The following is an 18,678-nucleotide window of genomic DNA, read 5'->3' as shown; positions in this document are numbered from 1 at the left end:
AAACGTGCGGTCTCAACCGCCCGTCGCGGGCGGCATCACCTCGGCCGCGAGGGTCGAGTCGGGGGCGGTCTGGCTGTCGGTCTGGGGCTCGGGATCGATGCCCAGGGTGATGAGGTGCTCGGCCAGGCGCTGGCGCATCGCCTGGGTCAGCCCGTCCTTCTGCTGGATCTGGCGGATCAGCGTCACGGCATCCTCCTTGCGGCCCGCGCCTGACAGGGCGACCGCCTTCAGTTCCAGCGCGATCATCTCGAAGGGTGCGCCGGGGGCCGAGAGCTGGGCCAGCACGGCGTCGCGTTCGGCCGGGTTCATCCCGCGGCCCTGCGCGATCACCGCCTTCAGCGCGGCGAGGTCCCGCACCACGGGGTTGTCGCCCGCCGCTGTCGCCACCGCGTCATAGCGTTGCGCAGCCCCGGCCGGATCGTCCGCCTCCACCAAGGCGTTCCCCGACAGGATGTCCCGCAACCCCGCCTGGCGCGGATTGGCCGCCGGCACCGCGGCAAGGGCTGCCGCACGCGCGGCGGGGTCCGCCTCGGCCTCGGCGGCAAGGATCGCGTCACCGAAGGCGCGGGCCGCCGCACGGTCGCGCGACGAGGCATATTCCCGCCAGGCCGCCCCGGCCACCAGGGCCAGGATCAGCAGCACGGCGATCCAGCCATAGCGGCGCATCATCAGGAACAGCCGGTCGCGGCGCAGGTCCTCGGTCACCTCGTCGATGAAACGGTCGTTCTGGTTCGCCATGCGCGCCCGCGCCCCTGCCCTTTGTCGTGTTCCCGCCCTTCTACACACGCGCAGGGCGGTTTGCCAACGCCCGCGCGGATTCCTTGCCGCAGACCTGCAAGGAACCGCTGCCCCTTGCAAGGCGTTGTCGCGGCGGCGAGACTGCGTTCCGACGCACCAGACAAATCCCTGAAAGGACTGCGAACATGGCTTTCACCCTTCCCGACCTGCCTTATTCCCATGACGCCCTGGCGAGCGGCGGGATGTCGAGGGAGACGCTCGAGTTCCACCACGACAAGCACCACAAGGCCTATGTGGACAAGCTGAACGAACTGATCGCGGGCACCGAGTGGGAAAACGCCTCGCTCGAAGAGATCGTCAAGGGCACCTACCAGGAAGGCGCGGTCGCCCAGAACGGCATCTTCAACAACGCCAGCCAGCACTGGAACCACGCCCAGTTCTGGGAAATGATGGGCCCGAACCCTGGCAAGATCCCCGGCAACCTGGAAGCCGCGCTGATCGAATCCTTCGGCTCGGTCGCTGAGTTCAAGAAGAAGTTCACGGAAGGCGGGGTCGGCCAGTTCGGCTCGGGCTGGGTCTGGCTGGTCCGCAACGGCCAGGGCGGGCTGGAAGTCACCAAGACGGAAAACGGCGTGAACCCGCTCTGCAAGGGCCAGACGGCGCTTCTGGGTTGCGACGTGTGGGAGCATTCCTACTACATCGACTTCCGCAATGCCCGGCCGAAGTACTTGGAAAACTTCCTGGAGAACCTCGTGAACTGGGAAAACGTCGCCTCGCGGATGTGAGCCACGGACACCCGGAATGCGACAGGGGCCCGCCATCCGGCGGGCCCCTTTTCTTTGCGCCAGTCGCCTATCGCCCCAGGGGCGTTCTTCTTCGCCCAAATATCCTTGGGGGGGGGAGGATCCGCAGGGGCCGGGGGGCAAAGCCCCCGTGCCTGCAAGCGGCCCCACCGGCCCGCCACCAAGGCAGACATCCGCCCGGCACCGGCCGGACGGCCGCACCCCGCCTCAGTTGCTTCCGCGGGTGACGTCGGTCCCCGTTCCGGGCGCGAGGTCCGGGTTCGCCGGGGCCGCGCCGGGTGCGCCGGGCTGGGCGGCGCTGGTCTGGCCGGTGACTCCGGCGGGCTCGCCCACGGCTCCTGTCGCCACCGGGCTGTCGGGGCTGGGAACAGGATCCTGCAGCGGGGCGAACAGGAAGAACAGGACGATCACCAGGATGACGGCGGCGGCGGCGATGACAAGCGTCCAGGGATTGATACCGCTGCCGGTTCGGGGATTGCCGGAATTTGCCATGAAAGGACCTCTGCACGTTGGACATTGATCGCCGGGCTCGGCCGGCCTGGACCGCGCCCTGCGAACCATCTTGCAGGACGCGGCGTGACTTCGTTCAGCCGGGCGCGCCGCTCAGGTGCCACCGGCCTGCGCCGTGACCGGGCCGGGCGGCGGGGCTATCCCGACATCCGCGACACTGGCGCCCGGCAGGCTGCCCGAGCCCAGGAACCAGGCAAGGATGGCGGCGCTGAGCACCACCAGGGCTGCGATGATCCAGAGGTTCCTGTTCGACGGGTTGCGGGTTGCCATGATCGACTCTCCTTGCGATTCCCAAACGCCTGCGGCCCGGCGCGGGTTTCCCAGCCGGGATCAACGCATCACCCCGTCGTCACGCATTCATCCATGAAGCCTCCGGCAGGGCGGCCGCTTGTCCCAGCGACGCCCAATTACAGGGAGAGAAGCTGCCGAAACCAGGCTCCGGCGCTGCGGGCCCTGCCTTCGCAATGCCCTCTGCGGCGTCCGGCCGCTTTCGCCCGGCCGGGTTATTCCTTATCTGGTCCGTCAAGAAAGCGAGGCGGCGATGTTCTGGATCCTGACGGCGGCAATGACGGCGATGGTGGCGGCGGCGATCCTGCGGCCCTTCTTCCGAAGCTCCGCCCCCGTGGCAGAGCCGGCCGCGGCCTATGATCTGGGCGTTTATCGCGACCAGCTGCGCGAGGTGGACCGGGACGTCGCGCGGGGCGTGCTGACCGAGATCGAGGCCGAGCGGCTGCGGACCGAGATCGGGCGCAAGATCCTTGACGCCGACCGCGCCATGGTCCGGCAGGCCGTGCCACAGGGCCGGGGTTCGCGCCCCGTGATCGCGGCCGTGCTGCTGGTTGCCGCGCTGGCTGCCAGCGCCGCCGTCTACTGGCGGCTGGGCGCCCCGGCGATGCCCGACCTGCCGCTGGGCGCGCGCATCGCCGCCGCCGACGAGCGGCTGCGCGACCTTCCCACCCAGGCCGATGCCGAGGCCCGCGCGCCCGAACGCCCGAAGCCCCAGGCCGATCCCGACTACCTGCGCCTGATCGAGCAGTTGCGCGCCGCCGTGGCCCAGCGCCCCGACGACGCGCGGGGCCTTGCCCTTCTGGCCGAGCACGAGGCGCGGCTGGGCAACAGCGCCGCCGCCCGGCAGGCACAGGAACGGCTGATCGCCATCCGGGGCTCCGAGGTCCAGGGGCTGGATCACACCCGCCTAGCCGCGCTGATGATCGAGGCGGCGGGCGGGTTTGTCTCGGCCGAGGCACGCGCGCAGATCGAGGCGGCGCTGCGGATCGACCCCGCAGACGGTCAGGCACGTTACCTGCAGGGACTGATGTATGCCCAGAACGACCGCCCCGACATCGCCTTCGGCATCTGGCGCGACCTGCTGGAAACCGGCCCTGCCGGCGCTCCCTGGATGGGTCCGATCCGTCAGCTGATCCCTGACCTCGCCTGGCTGGCCGGGCAGCCGGACTATGTCCCGCCCGAGGTCCCATCCGCTTCTGCCCTGCCCGGCCCCGATGCCGACACGATGGCGGCGGCAGGCGACATGACGCCCGAGGAACGACAGCAGATGATCGCGGGCATGGTCCAGAACCTGGAAACCCGGCTTGCGACCGAAGGCGGCACGCCCGAGGAATGGGCGCGGCTCATCACCTCGCTGGTCCGCATCGGCAACGAGCCCCATGCGCGCGAGATCCTGGCCGAGGCCCGCACCCGCTTCGGCGCCACGCCCGATGCGAGCGCCGTGATCGAGGCCGCCGCCGCCGAGGTGGGGCTGTCCGCCCCATGATCTGCACGGTCTTCGAGGATTTCGCCGCCGCCCTGCCCCGCATCGGCGCCATCGCCGGGCTGGACCTGGGCACCAAGACCATCGGCATCGCGGTCAGCGACGGGCTGCGGCAGGTCGCCTCGCCCCTGACGGTGATCCGCCGGCAGAAGTTCACGCTGGACGCGGCAGAGCTTCTGCGGATCGCGTCGGACCGCGGCCTCGTGGGACTGGTGCTGGGCCTGCCCCTGAACATGGACGGTAGCGAGGGGCCGCGTGTCCAGTCCACCCGCGCCTTCGCCCGCAATCTTGAACGGCTGACGCCCCTGCCCCTGGCCTTCTGGGACGAGCGCCTGTCCACGGTCGCCGCCGAACGCGCCCTGCTGGAAGCCGACGCCTCGCGCCGCAAACGGGCCGAGGTCATCGACCAGGTCGCGGCGGGCTATATCCTGCAAGGCGCGCTGGATCGCCTGCGCCATCTCGCATGAGCGTCGAAAGCCCCTGCCGAAAGCTCTGCGCGCTGGACCCCGTTACGCGGGTCTGCGCCGGCTGCCTGCGCACACTGGACGAGATCGCCCGCTGGGGCCGGATGAGCGACAAGGAAAAGCGGGACGTCCTGCGGCGGATCGAGTCCGTGGCGGGCGGCGTGGAGCCTTGAGGCCGAACCTGGAACCTGCCGCCTGAAGAAAGCCGGCCGCGCGGCACGACATTGCCATGTGGCACTGACATCAGGGCTTCTTCCTCGTCTGAATATCCTGGGATGAACGGGGTCAGGGCCCCATTCATCGGCAGCGCACGCATTATTCCCGCTTGACCACCACGACAGGCGGCCTTGCGGGCGCGCCCGTTCTTTGGCACGGCTCGGGCCATGGCCCATTCCGTCTCGCATCCCGTCACCGCCGCCTATGACCGTCGTGTCGCGGACGGCGCCATCAAGGACGACGCCGCCCAGCGCGCCGTGCTTCCCGCGTTTGACCGGCTGGCCGCGGCACTGGCGCGGCCGCATCCGGCCAGCAAGCCCGGCGGGCTTCTGGGGCGCATCTTCGGGGCCAAGGCCAACCCGCCGCCCGATCCGTCACGCCGGGGTATCTACCTGTGGGGGGGCGTAGGGCGCGGCAAGTCGATGCTGATGGACCTGGTGATGGAGACGGCTCCCATCCCCGGGAAGCGTCGCGTCCATTTCCACGAGTTCATGCAGGAGGTTCAGGCCGGACTGAACGAGGCCCGCGCGCGCGGCGACCAGGACGTCGTGCGTCCCGTGGCCGAGGCCATCGCCGCCCAGACCCGGCTGTTCTGCTTCGACGAGATGCAGGTCACCGACATCGCCGACGCGATGATCGTCGGGCGGCTGTTCCAGGTGCTGTTCGACCGTGGCGTGGTGGTGGTCACGACCTCGAACCGGGTACCCGAGGACCTTTACAAGGACGGGCTGAACCGGCAGCTGTTTCTGCCCTTCATCGCGCTGATCCGGGACCGGATGCAGGTGCTGCATCTCGAATCCCCGCGCGACCACCGGCAGGGCCGCCGGGCAGGCAGCGAGGTCTGGTTCACGCCCGCGGACGCTGGCGCGGCAGAGGCGCTGGACGAGGTCTGGGCCGACCTGACCGGCGGAGCCGCGCCTCGGCCGCGCGACCTGGCCGTGAATGGCCGCAGCGTGACGATCCCCGCCGCGTCGGGCCGTGTGGCGCGTGCGGGCTTCGAGGACCTGTGCGGCAAGCCGCTGGGCCCCGCGGACTACCTCGCCATGGCCGAGGCCTTCGACGCGCTGCTGATCGACGGCATCCCGACGCTCGGCCCCGCGAACCACGACCGCGCCAAGCGCTTCGTGACGCTGATCGACGCGCTTTACGAGGCCAAGGTGCGCCTTCACGCCAGCGCCGCCGCCGAGCCCGAGGCGCTTTACCCCACCGGCACCGGCGCGTTCGAGTTCGAGCGCACCGCCAGCCGCCTGCGCGAGATGCAGGGCGCTGGTTGGGGCAAGGCGTCGTAGGAGCGCTCTCCAAAGGCATCGGCGCTTGTCGGGTCGTCGCGCTCGACAAGGGTATTCGGGTCAGGAAGAAGCGCCTGCCCGGCCTTGATTGGCAGGGCGCAAGGTTCGCACCGCCCGATCCGGCGAGATGTCCGCATGGGAAATCGACCGCGCCGCTGGGGCGGCACGGCTCAGCCGTTTTCGCGCAGCACCCGCCCCGCGAGATACAGCGAGCCGCAGATCAGGAGGCGCGCGCCCGGATGCTGCCGGGCAAGGGCCGTGACGGCGTCGGTCACGCCGGGCGCGGTCGTGGCCCGGATGCCCGCGCCTTCGGCGGCGGCGGCGGTCGCCTCGGCGGGCAGGGTCGCGGCCTCGCCCTCGATGGTGACGGCGGTCAGGCTCTCGACCTGCGGCGCGAGCGGGCGCATGTAGCCCGTGACGTCCTTGGTGTTCAGCATTCCGCAGACCAGATGCGTGGGCTTGCGCGGCATGGCGGCCAGCGTCGCGGCGACCGCCTCGCCCCCCGCCGGGTTGTGGCCGCCGTCGAGCCACAGCTCGCACGTCCCTGCCGTGTGAACCAGAGGCCCGCGCGTCAGGCGCTGCATCCGGGCGGGCCATTCGACCCGTGCCATTGCGGCAGAGGCCTCGGCCTGCCCGAAGCCCAGCTCGCGCAGGGCCGCGATGGCGGTGCCGGCGTTCTCGACCTGGTGCGGCCCCGGCAGCGCCGGCAGCGGCAGGTCCAGAAGCCCGCGCTCATCCTGATAGACCAAGGCATCGCCTTCGCGCGCGACGGTCCAGTGCTGGCCCGCGACGGACAGGCGACAGCCGAGGCGGGCGGCCTTGCTCTCGATCACCGCCAGAGCCTCGTGGGGCTGGCGGGCGACCACGCAGGGCACCCGGCGCTTGAGGATGCCCGCCTTCTCGCCCGCGATCTGGGGAAGCGTGTCGCCCAGGTATTGCGTGTGGTCGATGCTGACAGGGGTGATGACGGTCAGGCGCGGCGCCTCGACCACGTTTGTCGCGTCCAGACGTCCGCCCAGGCCCACTTCCAGCAGCGTGTAATCGGCGGGCACACGCGAGAAGGCGAGGAAGCCCGCGGCGGTCGTCACCTCGAAGAAGGTGATGGGGCGCCCGGCGTTCACCGCCTCGACCTCGGCCAGCGTCTCGGCCAGCATCTCGTCGCCGATCAACTCGCCTGCCAGCCGGATACGCTCATTGAAGAAGGCGAGATGCGGCGAGGTATAGGCGTGGACGCGCAGCCCCGCCGCTTCCAGCCCGGTGCGGATGAAGGCCTGGGTCGAGCCCTTGCCATTCGTTCCCGCCACGTGGATCACCGGGGGCACCCGGTCCTGCGGGTCGCCCAGGTCGGCCAGAAGCCGCCGCATCCGGTCCAGCGACAGGTCGATGACCTTGGGATGCAGCGTGGTCAGCCGCTGCAGGATCGCGTCGGTCGCCCCGCTCACGTCAATCCCGCGCGGCAACCGCTTCGGGCGCCGGTTCGGCCTCGGGGGCGAGGGATCCGGCGGGCGGGTCCGACGCTTCGGGCGCATCCGGCAGGGCCGAGGGCAGCACGCCCGGAGCGGGCAGGTCGGCCACAACGGGCGCGGACTGGCCCGTCAGCATCCGCAGGATCGAGATCAGTTCCTCGCGCAGCTTCTTGCGATGCGTCACGCGGTCCAGCATCCCGTGTTCCAGCAGGTATTCGGCGCGCTGGAAGCCCTCGGGCAGCTTCTCGCGGATGGTCTGCTCGATCACACGCGGCCCGGCGAAGCAGATCAGGGCGTTGGGCTCGGCGATCTGGATGTCGCCCAGCATGGCGTAGCTGGCGGTCACGCCCCCGGTCGTCGGATGGGTCAGCACGACGATGTAGGGCAGCCGCGCTTCCTTCAGCATCTGCACGGCGACAGTGGTGCGGGGCATCTGCATCAAGGACAGGATGCCTTCCTGCATCCGCGCCCCGCCCGAGGCGGAAAACAGCACCAGCGGCCGCTTCAACTCGACCGCGCGCTTCGCCGCCGCGATGATGGCATTGCCGACATACATGCCCATCGATCCGGCCATGAAGTCGAAGTTCTGCGCCGCCGCCACGATGGGCGTGCGGCCCATCTCGCCCTCGGCCACCAGCATCGCATCACGCTCGCCCGAGGACTTCTGCGCGGATTTCAGGCGGTCGGGGTATTTCTTCTGGTCCTTGAAGCCCAGCGGATCGGCCACCGGCTCGGGCACCTTGACCTCGACAAAGACGCCGCCATCGAACAGCGCGGTGAAGCGCGCCCGCGGGCTGATCGACAGGTGATGGTCGCAATTCGTGCAGACGTTGAGATTGTCGGCCAGTTCGCGGTGGAACAGCATCGTCCCGCATTCCGGGCACTTGGTCCACAGGTTCTCGGGCACCTCCCGCCGCGAGAACAGCGAGTTGATGCGCGGGCGGACGTAGTTGGTGATCCAGTTCATGGCGGCCCTCGGCGTTTTCCCGGCGTCGGGCCGAAATATGCCGGGGACCGCGCTATTGCAATCGCGCGCCGTCTTGGCAAGCTGCCGGACCATGTGGGCGGACGTGCCGATCATCCTCCATGCCGCGGCGGCCTTGTCCGTGTCGGCCCGGGTGCTGATGCGGCCCCGGCTGGAACCTCCGGTCAGGCTGGCCTGGGTGCTGATGATCGTCGTGGTGCCGCTTGTGGGCATTGCGGCCTATGTCCTGTTCGGGGAAATCCGCCTGCGCCGGGGCTATCTTCGGACGCGGCGTCACGTGCGCGAACGGCTGAGCGGACGCTGGCGGCGCGGGCCCCATGACCTGACCGCCCTGCCCGGCCAGGCCAGGCCTGTGCTGCAGTCGGGCCGCGCGGTGGGCGGCTTTTCGGCGGTCGAGGGCAACGAGTTGCATCTTCTGGCCGAGGATGACAGCGCCATCGAGGCTATCGCGGCCGAGGTCGAGGCCGCCCGCGACCACGCGCATCTGCTGTTCTACATCTGGCTGCCCGACCGCTCGGGTGTCCGTGTGGCCGAGGCCTGCATCCGCGCGGCCCGGCGCGGCGTCGCGGTTCGTGTGATCGTGGACGCGGTCGGCTCGCGCCTGCTGCTGCGGTCCGATCACTGGGCGCGGATGAAGGCGGCGGGGGTGGAATGCCGGGCGGCCTATCCGGTGGTCTATCCCTTCCTGCAGGTCCTGTTCCAGCGGATCGACCTGCGCAATCACCGCAAGATCGTGGTGATCGACAATGCCGTGGCCTTCACCGGCAGCCGCAACTGCGCCGACATGGCCTTTGCCATCAAGCCGCGCTTCGCCCCCTGGATCGACATCCTCGTGCGGATCGAGGGGCCGGTCGTGCGCCAGATGCAGACGGCCTTCCTGGCCGACTGGATGAGCTACACGGGCCAGGATCTCAGCCACATGCTGGACGGCGCGGGCGCCCGCGCGCATCCGGGCGCCATCGCGCAGGTGATCGCCACAGGCCCCGACCGGCGGCAGGCGTCGATGTCGGACACCATCACGACGCTGATCCATTCGGCGCGCGACCGGCTGACGATCACCACGCCCTATTACGTCCCCGAGCAGCCGCTGGATGCCGCCATCCGCACCGTCGCGCGGCGCGGCGTGCGGGTCACGCTGATCCTGCCCGAACGGAACGATTCGCTGTTCGTCAACGCCACCAGCGAGGGCCTCTGGCACGGGCTTCTGTCCTCGGGCGTCGAGATGCGTCTGTTCCGGGGCGGACTGATCCATTCCAAGATCATCACCGTGGACGGCAGCATGGCGATGCTGGGCAGCGCCAACCTCGACCGCCGCAGCTTCGAGCTGAACTACGAGCTGAACCTGATGGTCGTGGACGCGGCCCTGACCGCCGAACTGGACGAGCGCCAGCGCAGCTACGTTGCTCGCTCGCGCCTGCTGACGCTGGCCGAGGTGCGCCGCTGGCCCTGGTGGCGGCGGCTTCGCAACAATATCCTTGCGCTGGCCGCGCCGCTGCTGTGACGGCTGGAACATCACCCCTGCGGGTGGCACAGGGCGGCCATGAGACAGGATCTGCCCCCTGACAGCTTCCGCGCCGGGCTGCGCGCGGCCATGCCTATCGCCGTGGGCTACCTGCCCGCGGCCTTCGCCTTCGGCGCCGCCGCGACCGGCATCGGACTTGGCGTGGCCGAGGTCGGCGCCATGTCGGCCATCGTCTTCTCCGGCGCGAACCAGGCCTTCCTGCTGGCGGCCATCCCGGCAGGGATGGCGATTCCGCTGATGATCCTGCTGACCAGCGCGGCAAGCCTGCGGCACCTGCTTTACGGCCTCGTCCTGCGCAGCCGCATCGCCGCGGACCGCACCCGGCGCGCGGTCTTCGCCCTCGGCCTGACCGACGAGGTCTTCGCCACCGCATTGGCGGCGACCGCCAACGGCTGGAGGCCGAGCGGGCGCTGGCTGATCGCCGTGGCGCTGACCGCATGGGCCGCTTGGACCGGCGGCAGCCTCATCGGCGCGGCTGCGGGCGACGCCCTGCGGCAGACAAGCGAATCGGCCGCCGCCGCCATGGGCTTTGCCCTGCCCGCGCTGTTCATCGGGCTGATGCTCGGCTCCATCCGGCGCGAGGTCGCGGTGCCGGTTGCGCTCGCCGCCGGTATCGCCGCGCTGGCGGTTTTGACCGGCCACGACAAGCTGGCCATTCCCGGCGGCGCGCTCGCCTGCCTTTCCGCGCGGTGGTTCCGATGACCGGGGCGCTCTGGGCGGCCTTCGTCGTGATCGGTGCGGTGACCTATCTCACCCGCGCCCTGCCCTTGCTGCGCGACCGCCGCAGCGGGACGCCCGACACGCCGCCGCCCGCATGGCTCGACGCACTGGGGCCCTGCATCCTCGCCGCCATCGCGGTCGCGGTGCTGCTGCCCGAGGCGCGGGCGGCAGTCGCCAGCGGCAGCCTGCGCCCCTTCTCGCTGGGCGCCCTTGCCGCGGCGGCGGCGATGCTGTGGCGGCGGGACGCGGGGCTTGCGACGGTGGCGGGCGTTCTCGCCTACTGGTTGTCGATCTGAACGACCCTTGCCCTTGCCCGCCCTGCCGCGCGCGACTATTCCCGATGCCAAGCCAAGGGGGATAGCCATGCACAACACGCGCTTCGACAAGTCGAGACTGCCCAGCCGTCACGTGACCGAGGGGCCCGCGCGTGCCGCGCACCGCAGCTATCTTTACGCGATGGGCCTGTCCGAGGAGGAGATCCACCAGCCCCTGGTCGGCGTCGCCACCTGCTGGAACGAGGCCGCGCCCTGCAACATCTCGCTGAACCGCCAGGCGCAGTCGGTGAAGATGGGCGTCAAGAAGGGCGGCGGCACGCCGCGCGAGTTCACCACCATCACCGTGACCGACGGCATCGCCATGGGGCACGAGGGGATGCGGTCCTCGCTGGCCTCGCGCGATGCCATCGCGGACACGGTCGAACTGACCATGCGCGGGCATTGCTATGACGCGCTCGTGGGGCTGGCGGGCTGCGACAAGTCGCTGCCGGGGATGATGATGGCGATGGTGCGGCTGAACGTGCCGAGCGTGTTCATCTACGGCGGCTCGATCCTTCCCGGCCGCTATCAGGGCCGCGACATCACCGTGCAGGACATGTTCGAGGCGGCGGGCAAGCACGCGGCGGGCCTGATCTCGGACGCGGAACTGGACATCATGGAACGCGTGGCCTGCCCGTCCTCGGGCGCCTGCGGGGCACAATACACCGCCAACACCATGGCCTGCGTGTCGGAGGCGATCGGGCTGGCGCTGCTGAACTCCTCGGGTGCCCCTGCGCCCTATGAAAGCCGCGACCAGTTCTGCGACGCCTCGGGCGTGGCGGTCATGAACCTGATCGAGAAGAACATCCGCGCCCGCGACATCGTCACCCGCAAGTCGCTGGAGAACGCCGCCCGCGTCGTGGCCTGCACCGGCGGGTCCACCAACGGCGGCCTGCACCTGCCCGCCATCGCGCATGAGGCGGGGATCGACTTCGACCTGTTCGACGTCTGCGACATCTTCCACGACACGCCCTATTTCGTGAACCTGCGTCCGGGCGGCGAATATGTGGCGAAGGACCTTTACGAGGTCGGCGGCATCCCGGTCGTGATGAAGGAACTGGCCCGCGCGGGCCTGCTGCATCTCGACTGCATCACCGCCTCGGGCCGCACCCTGGGCGAGGAACTGGAGGAGATCCGCGGCGAGCCCGACGGCAAGGTCATCCACCCCGTCGCCACGCCCCTGACCCAGACCGGCGGCGTCGTCGGGCTGAAGGGCAACCTCGCCCCTGACGGGGCCATCGTGAAGGTCGCGGGCATGAGCGAGGCCGAGCAGGTCTTCACCGGCCCCGCCCGCGTCTTCGAATGCGAAGAGGACGCCTTTGCCGCCGTCCAGGCGCGCACCTACAAGGAAGGCGAGGTCATCGTGATCCGCAACGAAGGCCCCGCAGGCGGCCCGGGGATGCGCGAGATGCTGGCCACCACCGCCGCGCTGTCCGGCCAGGGCATGGGCAAGAAGGTCGCGCTGATCACCGACGGACGTTTCTCGGGCGCGACGCGCGGCTTCTGCGTGGGCCATGTCGGCCCCGAGGCCGCGCATGGCGGCCCCATCGCGCTGGTCCGCGACGGCGACATGATCACGCTGAACGCCATCGAGGGCACGATCTCGGTCGACCTGTCCGACGAGGAACTCGCCCGCCGCAAGGCGGAATGGGCCGGGCCGCGCAACACCGACTATGCATCCGGCGCGCTGTGGAAATACGCCAGGCTCGTCGGATCGGCCCGTTATGGCGCGGTCACCCATCCGGGGGCGCAGGCGGAAACCCATATCTACATGGACCAGTGACGGCAGAGGGCCCGGCATGGCGTTTCGTCCGCGCAGATGGGTGGCAAACCGGGTGCGGCGCCGGGCGGCGGCGCAATGGTCCGAGATGGCGGCGGATACCGGCAGCCTGAGCCGCCACGCCCTCCGCTCGCTTCAGGCCGAGGGACAGGAACTGCGCCGCAGTCTCGACCGCTTCCTGTCGCGGGCGCAACTGCGGCTGGACGGGGCGGCGCGCTCCGCCGACGTGCTGAACCTGCCCGCCGGCACCGACTGGCGCTGGCGGCCCTCGTTCCTGTCGTCCCGGATCGCGCCCACGGGCATCGCGGCCCCGGCCAGCGGCGAGGGCCTGGGCGAGGAAGCCGCCGTCTGGCACGACTGCTCGGCCCGGGCGCTGATCCTGCGCCAGATCCCCAACCGCAGCGCGGCGGACCTTGCGCCCTACGGGCTGCAACTGGAAACGCTTGGCTTCGCGGGCAGCTACCTTTCGGTGGCGATCAACCTGCCCCCGGAAAGCCTGGACGGACTGACGCGGTCCCATATCGTCCGGCTGGACGCCACGCTGGGTGTCGAGCGCCCCATGAGCATCTACGCCCGGCTGAACGTCGGCCACGGTCCCAACACCGACGACCTGCTGCGCCACCTGGGCGACCTGGTGCCGGGGGTGTCAACGACGCGGGTGATCGAGTTCGACCTGCATTATCTCGACATCAACGAACGGCGGCTCGAGCGGATGTGGCTCGACCTGATCTTCGAGGCGCCGCAGATGAACTCGGTCCGAATCCGCGACCTGTTCCTGTCGCGCCACCTGCGCGCGGATGTATAGAGGGTGAGATGATCGGGAATTTCGCTTCGCTGGGCCTGAAGGGCGGCGTCTGGGAAGGCGCGCTGCACATCGACGAGGCGCCCGCCCGGATCGCGCTGACCCTGAGCGGCCGCACCGTCGGGCTGGCCGAGGTCGAGCCCGAGGGCGAGGGCCTGTGGCGCATCCGCGCGCGCGTCCCCGCCGAGACCCTGGCCGAGGGGATGCAGACCTACATGCTGATCGCCGACGACGGCGAGGGGCTGGAGGCGCCGCGGCCCGGCGCCCGGCGCGTCGGCTACCTGCCCCTGCTGGCGGGCGAGGGACTGGACGGCGACCTGCGTGCCGAGATCGACCTGCTGCGGGCCGAGCTGGACCTGCTCAAGCGCGAGTTCCGGCGGCTGGCGACCGACTGAGGACTCAGTCCCGCCGCCAATAGGCGTAGGCGCCCACCTGGGCGAAGCCCAGCCGCTCATACATCGCGCGCGCGGGCGCGTTTGCCGCCGTCACCGCCAGGGTCAGGTCCTGCGCCCCGTGCTCCAGTCCGAAACGGGCGGCGCGCCGGACCATCCAGGTCCCCCGCCCCCGGCCCCGCCATTCCGGCAGTACCGCCAGCGCGTGCAGCATGGCATGGCGCCCATGCACCGCGACAAAACCCACGCCCGCTGCGCGGTCCTTGGTGCGCCCAAGGATCGCGGCCTTGGGGTGTCCGGCGCGATCGATGATCGCCTGCCTTTCGGGACCGATGCCGGTCTGCGCCCACAGGTCGCGCTGGATCGCCAGCGGCGGCCAGCAGTCCATCGCCGTGACGGGCGGGATCGGCGGCTCGGTCAGGACGGGCAGCGGCGCAGAAAGAACGAGCGTCGGATCAGCTTCCCGATAGCCGCGCGCCGCCAGCACCTCGGCCAGGACGCGGTCCCCGGCGTCCACCGAGAACAGCAGCGGCTGGCCCCAGGCATGGTGCCGGGCCTCGGCTGCGGCGATGTCGGCTTCGGACCAGTCGGCGACGGCACGGGCGGCGCTGACGCGGCCGCCTCCGCCCTCGCCGCGCGCGACCACGAAAGCCCCCTCGCGCGCGTATTCGGCGGCCGGCCATGTAGCCGTCCAAGCCGCCTCGAACTGGGGCGAGATCACAGGGCCAGCCGTGCGACCAGTGCGGCGCGGGCCTGCGCCACCTCCTCCGCGTCGAGGCCCCGGATCACCAGGTTCGTGCCGTAGCGTCCCTCCTCGGTGAACGGATAGCTGCCCAGCGACAGCCGGGGATAGCTGCGCGCGACCTCTCGCAAGCCGTCGGCGATCTCGGATTCCGGGCGCTCGACCCGGATCGTTTCCGACACGGGCGGACGGCCGGGGGTCAGGCGGGGCAGCAGCGCCTCGACCATGCTGCGGAAGACGGACGGCACCCCGGCCATGACATGCAGCCCGCCGATGGAAAAGCCGGGGGCAGCCGACTCGGCATTCTCGATCAGGGTCGCGCCGACGGGGATGCGGGCCATGCGCAGGCGGCTTTCGGTGACGGGAGTGCCAAGGCGGTTCCAGCGCTCCTCCATCACGCGCTTCGCCTCGGCGTTGATCTCCAGAGGCACGCCATAGGCATCGGCGACCGCGTCGGCGGTGATGTCGTCATGGGTCGGCCCGATCCCCCCCGAACTGAAGACCATGTCCCAGTCGCCGCCCAGCTGCCGGTCCAGCGCCCGGATCGCCGCCACGATCGCGTCGTGGTCGTCGGCCACCACGCGGATTTCGCGCAGGTCGATGCCCACCGCGTTCAGGATGCCCGCAAGGTGATGGGCATTGGCATCGCGGGTGCGGCCGGACAGGATCTCGTCCCCGATCAGCAGGATGGCGGCGGTGGGATTGTCGGACTGCATGGGGCTGCCTTTCTGTTCGGCCGCCATATTGCCAGCGCGCGGGACTGGAACAAGTGGCCTTCCGGGACTATCTGGCAAGTCAAGCGAAAGGACTGCCCGATGAACGAAGCCCGCGTCACCCCCGAGGGAATCCGCATCCACACCCGCGAGGACTTCGAGGGCATGCATGCTGCCGGGCGCCTGACCGCCCGGATCCTGGACGAGGTGGGCGAGCGCGTCTTCCCCGGCACCACCACGGGCGAGATCGACGATTTCATCCGCACCCGGGTCGAGGAACTGGGCGCAACCAGTGCCACCATCGGCTATCGCGGCTACCAGCACGCCAGTTGCATCAGCGTGAACCACGTTGTCTGCCACGGCATCCCGGGCGACAAGCGGCTGGTGGACGGCGACATCCTGAACATCGACGTGACCGTGATCCTGGATGGCTGGTTCGGGGATTCCAGCCGCATGTATGTCGCGGGCACCCCCTCGGTGAAGGCAAAGCGGCTGATCCAGGTGACCCATGACGCGCTGATGAAGGGGATCGAGGCCGTCCGTCCCGGCGCGACCTTCGGCGACATCGGCGCGGCGATCCAGACCTATGCCGAGGGCCACCGCATGTCGGTCGTGCGCGACTTCTGCGGCCACGGCATCGGGCGCGTCTTCCACGCGCCGCCGAACGTCCTGCACTTCGGCCGCCCCGGCAAGGGACCGAAGCTGGAAGAAGGGATGTTCTTCACCATCGAGCCCATGATCAACCTCGGCCGCCCCGAGACCAAGGTGCTGGCCGATGACTGGACCGCCGTCACCCGCGACAAGTCGCTGTCGGCGCAGTTCGAACATGCCGTGGGCGTGACCGCCGACGGCTGCGAGATCTTCACCCTGTCGCCGGCGGGCAGGTATTTCCCCGCGATCTGAGGCCGTTCAGCGTTTCGGGCTCTTGGTCAGCCTGACCGCGCCCTTGGCCGCAAGCCCGGCCAGGGTGGTCACGGCCAGCGCCACGGTCTTGCGGTTGCGGATAACAAGGCGCGCGACCTTCAGGGCGGTCTTGATGTTGCGGCGATAGGACATGACCAGTCTTCCTTCGGGATGGGACTGGCTCAATGCATCCGGCGCGCCGAAGTTTCAGCGCGCCGCTTTGGCCCGAGGCCTCACGCCGGGACAGGAGCCGGCACCTCGACCGGTCCGTCGGTGAACTGGAGCCGCGCGAGCCGCGCGTAAAGCCCGCCCTGCGCCACCAGTTCCTCATGCGTGCCCTGCTGGACGATGCGGCCCCCTTCCATCACCACGATCCGGTCGGCCTTCTTCACGGTCGCCAGCCGGTGGGCCACGATGATCGTCGTGCGTCCTTGCGCCAGGGCATCGATGGCGTCCTGCACCAGACGTTCGGATTGCGCGTCCAGCGCGCTTGTCGCCTCGTCCAGCAGCAGGATCGGCGCGTCGCGCAGGATCGCGCGGGCGATGGCGATGCGCTGCTTCTGGCCGCCCGACAGCATCACGCCGCGCTCGCCCAGCTGGGTGTCGTAGCCCTCTGGCAGCGACATGATGAAGTCATGGGCATTGGCGGCGCGGGCGGCGGCCTCGATCTGCGCGTCCGTCGCGCCGGGCTGGCCGAAGCGGATGTTGTCGCGCGCGGTGGTGGCGAAGATCACCGGGTCCTGTGGCACAAGGGCGATGGCGCGGCGGAAATCGTCGCGGGCCATGTCGCGCAGGTCGATGCCGTCGATGCGGACGCGGCCATGGTCGGGATCCCAGAAGCGCTGGATCAGCTGCACCACGGTGGTCTTGCCCGCGCCCGAGGGGCCGACCAGCGCCACTGTCTCGCCCGGGCGGATCGCCAGCGTCACGTCGTCCAATGCCGAGATGTCGGGGCGGGTGGGATAGCGGAAGCTCACCGCGTCGAAGTCGATGCGGCCCGCGACCGGGCGGGGCAGCGGCACGGGCTTGGCAGGATCGCGCAGCGTGTCCTCGGTCGCCAGCAGGTCGCCCAGACGCTCGGTGGCACCGGCGGCGCGCTGAAGCTCGCCCCAGATTTCCGACAGCGCGCCCAGCGATCCGGCGACGAGGACGGCGTAGATCACGAACTGCACCAATTCGCCCACGGTCATGACCTCGGCGCGCACGTCCCGCGCGCCGACCCAGAGGACGCCCACCACGCCCGCGAAGATCAGGAAGATCACCAGCGCCGTCATCACCGCGCGGATGCGGATGCGCCGCTCGGCCGAGCCGAAGGCGGTCTCGGTCACGCGGGCGAAGGCGGCGCGGGTGGGCGCCTCGGCGGTGAAGGCCTGGACGGTCTGCGCCGCCAGCAGGGCTTCCGAGGCGGTGCCCGACGAGTTCGCGATCCAGTCCTGGCTTTCGCGCGACAGCACCCGCAGGCGTCGGCCCAGCACGATGATCGGCACGATCACCACCGGAACCAGCAGGAACAGCAGGCCCGTCAGCTTGGGCGAGGTGATGAGCAGCATCACCAGCCCGCCGATCACCACGATGGTCTGGCGCAGCGCCAGCGAGACGGAACTGGACAGCACCGACAGGATCAGCGTCGTGTCAGTCGTAATGCGGCTGATGATCTCGCCCGTCATCACCCGCTCGAAGAAGGATGGCGAAAGACCGATCACCCGGTAGAAGACGGCACGGCGGATGTCGGCCACGACGCGCTCGCCCAGCCGCGTGACCAGCGCGTAACGCAGCGCCGTGCCGATAGCCAAGGCGGCGGCGATGCCGAGGGCCGCGAGGAAATACTGGTCGAGAAGCTTTGCCCCCTGGTCGAAGCCGTCCACGATGCGCCGGACGGCGATGGGCAGGACCAGGCTGACAGCCGCGGTGGCCAGCAGCGCCACCAGCGCCGCCGCCATCATCGTCCGGTAGGGGCGCAGGAAGGGCCAGAGCGCCCTCAGCGCACCGATGCGGCGGGTGGTCGGGCGGTCGATCGTCGGCTTGGGTTGGCGGGCCAAGGGCTTGCTCCGGCGCTGGGTCCGGGATGGTGTAGGCATTGGGCCGCCCTGGGGCAACCCATAGCCATGCGGCATCCTGCCCTGACGCCCCCCCTTGGTGCGGGAAGTTGCCTCAGACGCCGCCCATGATCGCGCCCATCACCGCGCAGGCCAGCACCGCATAACCCATGTCGATCAGGGTCATCACCATGGGCCGGGGCGAATAGGTGTTGGTGATGAAGAACCAGGGCGCGACGATGGCCGCGCCGATCCCCGCGCCCCAGCCGAGGCCCGGGACGACCCCGTCGATGCCCGCGCGCACGTAAAGGATGCGGATCATCGCCGCGATGGCGACCAGCGCCACGCCCGCCAGCAGGTAGGGCGTGACCGACCGCGACAGCGGGTGGCCGATGTTCTGCACCTGCAGGGCCGAGGCGTTGCTGTAGACCCGGTCGTTCAGCCGATACCAGATCGCGCCGACCACCCAGGCGAGGACGGCGGCGGCAATGACGATCATCAGTTCCATGCTC

22 protein-coding genes are annotated in these 18,678 nt (G+C 70.1%); 12 read left to right on the top strand and 10 right to left on the bottom strand.

Annotation, left to right across the window (positions count from 1 at the left end; translation table 11 throughout):
* Positions 1–12 precede the first annotated feature (12 nt).
* The gene (locus ACFFII_RS12040; RefSeq protein WP_377699121.1) at positions 13–738 is read right to left on the bottom strand and encodes a tetratricopeptide repeat protein; all 726 of its coding nucleotides are present in this window, start codon (positions 736–738) and stop codon (positions 13–15) included.
* Between the two features lie 185 nt (positions 739–923).
* Here ACFFII_RS12040 and ACFFII_RS12035 point away from each other — a divergent pair, with 185 nt between their 5' ends.
* Positions 924–1,523, top strand: coding sequence for a superoxide dismutase (locus tag ACFFII_RS12035; RefSeq protein ID WP_377699120.1), 600 nt, complete (start codon positions 924–926; stop codon positions 1,521–1,523).
* Between the two features lie 225 nt (positions 1,524–1,748).
* Here ACFFII_RS12035 and ACFFII_RS12030 read toward each other — a convergent pair whose 3' ends face one another.
* Complete coding sequence (locus ACFFII_RS12030; RefSeq protein WP_377699119.1) at positions 1,749–2,033, bottom strand: hypothetical protein; 285 nt, start codon at positions 2,031–2,033, stop codon at positions 1,749–1,751.
* A gap of 111 nt (positions 2,034–2,144) precedes the next feature.
* Positions 2,145–2,321 (bottom strand): hypothetical protein, encoded by a 177-nt coding sequence (locus tag ACFFII_RS12025; RefSeq protein ID WP_377699118.1) that lies wholly within the window; start codon positions 2,319–2,321, stop codon positions 2,145–2,147.
* Positions 2,322–2,592: 271 nt separating this feature from the next.
* Here ACFFII_RS12025 and ccmI point away from each other — a divergent pair, with 271 nt between their 5' ends.
* From ccmI to zapE, 4 genes are all read left to right on the top strand, one after another.
* On the top strand, positions 2,593–3,825 hold the full coding sequence (gene ccmI / locus ACFFII_RS12020) for a c-type cytochrome biogenesis protein CcmI (protein WP_377699117.1): 1,233 nt from the start codon (positions 2,593–2,595) through the stop codon (positions 3,823–3,825).
* Positions 3,822–4,289 carry a Holliday junction resolvase RuvX gene (gene ruvX, locus ACFFII_RS12015; RefSeq protein ID WP_377699116.1) on the top strand — a complete coding sequence of 156 codons (468 nt, stop codon included), beginning with the start codon at positions 3,822–3,824 and terminating at the stop codon, positions 4,287–4,289. The genes ccmI and ruvX overlap by 4 nt, the downstream gene beginning before the upstream one ends.
* Positions 4,286–4,459 (top strand): DUF1289 domain-containing protein, encoded by a 174-nt coding sequence (locus ACFFII_RS12010; RefSeq protein ID WP_377699115.1) that lies wholly within the window; start codon positions 4,286–4,288, stop codon positions 4,457–4,459. Before ruvX ends, ACFFII_RS12010 begins: the two co-directional genes overlap by 4 nt.
* A 210-nt stretch (positions 4,460–4,669) precedes the next feature.
* Positions 4,670–5,791, top strand: a complete 1,122-nt coding sequence (zapE, locus tag ACFFII_RS12005; protein WP_377699114.1) for a cell division protein ZapE — start codon at positions 4,670–4,672, stop codon at positions 5,789–5,791.
* 170 nt (positions 5,792–5,961) lie between these two features.
* Here the strand turns inward: zapE and ACFFII_RS12000 are convergent, their stop codons facing one another.
* Both ACFFII_RS12000 and accD read right to left on the bottom strand, forming a co-directional pair.
* A complete protein-coding gene (locus tag ACFFII_RS12000) occupies positions 5,962–7,233 on the bottom strand; it encodes a bifunctional folylpolyglutamate synthase/dihydrofolate synthase (protein WP_377699113.1) in 1,272 nt (423 codons plus the stop codon).
* A 1-nt stretch (position 7,234) separates the two neighbouring features.
* Positions 7,235–8,224: an acetyl-CoA carboxylase, carboxyltransferase subunit beta gene (gene accD, locus ACFFII_RS11995; protein ID WP_377699112.1), complete on the bottom strand. Its 990-nt coding sequence runs from the start codon at positions 8,222–8,224 to the stop codon at positions 7,235–7,237.
* A gap of 91 nt (positions 8,225–8,315) precedes the next feature.
* Between accD and cls the strand changes: the two genes are divergently transcribed.
* From cls to ACFFII_RS11965, 6 genes are all read left to right on the top strand, one after another.
* Positions 8,316–9,743, top strand: coding sequence for a cardiolipin synthase (cls, locus tag ACFFII_RS11990; protein ID WP_377699111.1), 1,428 nt, complete (start codon positions 8,316–8,318; stop codon positions 9,741–9,743).
* A 39-nt stretch (positions 9,744–9,782) separates the two neighbouring features.
* Positions 9,783–10,466: an AzlC family ABC transporter permease gene (locus tag ACFFII_RS11985; RefSeq protein WP_377699110.1), complete on the top strand. Its 684-nt coding sequence runs from the start codon at positions 9,783–9,785 to the stop codon at positions 10,464–10,466.
* Positions 10,463–10,780 carry a branched-chain amino acid transport AzlD family protein gene (locus tag ACFFII_RS11980; RefSeq protein ID WP_377699109.1) on the top strand — a complete coding sequence of 106 codons (318 nt, stop codon included), beginning with the start codon at positions 10,463–10,465 and terminating at the stop codon, positions 10,778–10,780. Before ACFFII_RS11985 ends, ACFFII_RS11980 begins: the two co-directional genes overlap by 4 nt.
* Positions 10,781–10,847: 67 nt before the next feature.
* A complete protein-coding gene (gene ilvD / locus ACFFII_RS11975; RefSeq protein ID WP_377699108.1) occupies positions 10,848–12,581 on the top strand; it encodes a dihydroxy-acid dehydratase in 1,734 nt (577 codons plus the stop codon).
* A gap of 16 nt (positions 12,582–12,597) precedes the next feature.
* Positions 12,598–13,383 (top strand): DUF6478 family protein, encoded by a 786-nt coding sequence (locus tag ACFFII_RS11970; protein ID WP_377699107.1) that lies wholly within the window; start codon positions 12,598–12,600, stop codon positions 13,381–13,383.
* A gap of 8 nt (positions 13,384–13,391) precedes the next feature.
* Positions 13,392–13,775, top strand: a complete 384-nt coding sequence (locus ACFFII_RS11965) for a hypothetical protein (RefSeq protein ID WP_090755055.1) — start codon at positions 13,392–13,394, stop codon at positions 13,773–13,775.
* A 4-nt stretch (positions 13,776–13,779) separates the two neighbouring features.
* Here ACFFII_RS11965 and ACFFII_RS11960 read toward each other — a convergent pair whose 3' ends face one another.
* Together ACFFII_RS11960 and ACFFII_RS11955 are read right to left on the bottom strand one after the other, a co-directional pair.
* Complete coding sequence (locus ACFFII_RS11960; RefSeq protein WP_377699106.1) at positions 13,780–14,493, bottom strand: GNAT family N-acetyltransferase; 714 nt, start codon at positions 14,491–14,493, stop codon at positions 13,780–13,782.
* Positions 14,490–15,230, bottom strand: a complete 741-nt coding sequence (locus ACFFII_RS11955) for a competence/damage-inducible protein A (protein WP_377699105.1) — start codon at positions 15,228–15,230, stop codon at positions 14,490–14,492. The genes ACFFII_RS11960 and ACFFII_RS11955 overlap by 4 nt, the downstream gene beginning before the upstream one ends.
* 99 nt (positions 15,231–15,329) lie before the next feature.
* On the opposite strand from ACFFII_RS11955, the gene map reads away from it, so the two are divergent.
* A complete protein-coding gene (gene map / locus ACFFII_RS11950) occupies positions 15,330–16,130 on the top strand; it encodes a type I methionyl aminopeptidase (RefSeq protein WP_377699104.1) in 801 nt (266 codons plus the stop codon).
* Positions 16,131–16,136: 6 nt separating this feature from the next.
* Here map and ACFFII_RS11945 read toward each other — a convergent pair whose 3' ends face one another.
* The 3 genes from ACFFII_RS11945 to ACFFII_RS11935 form a co-directional block, all read right to left on the bottom strand.
* Positions 16,137–16,283 carry a hypothetical protein gene (locus tag ACFFII_RS11945; protein WP_377699103.1) on the bottom strand — a complete coding sequence of 49 codons (147 nt, stop codon included), beginning with the start codon at positions 16,281–16,283 and terminating at the stop codon, positions 16,137–16,139.
* 80 nt (positions 16,284–16,363) lie between these two features.
* Positions 16,364–18,169, bottom strand: a complete 1,806-nt coding sequence (locus tag ACFFII_RS11940; RefSeq protein ID WP_377699102.1) for an ABC transporter transmembrane domain-containing protein — start codon at positions 18,167–18,169, stop codon at positions 16,364–16,366.
* A gap of 112 nt (positions 18,170–18,281) precedes the next feature.
* Positions 18,282–18,674, bottom strand: coding sequence for a DUF1761 domain-containing protein (locus ACFFII_RS11935; RefSeq protein ID WP_377699101.1), 393 nt, complete (start codon positions 18,672–18,674; stop codon positions 18,282–18,284).
* Positions 18,675–18,678 lie beyond the last annotated feature (4 nt).

Source organism: Paracoccus niistensis, assembly GCF_042432925.1.
Lineage (GTDB): Bacteria > Pseudomonadota > Alphaproteobacteria > Rhodobacterales > Rhodobacteraceae > Paracoccus > Paracoccus niistensis.
This window is presented reverse-complemented; position numbering and strand designations above follow the sequence as displayed.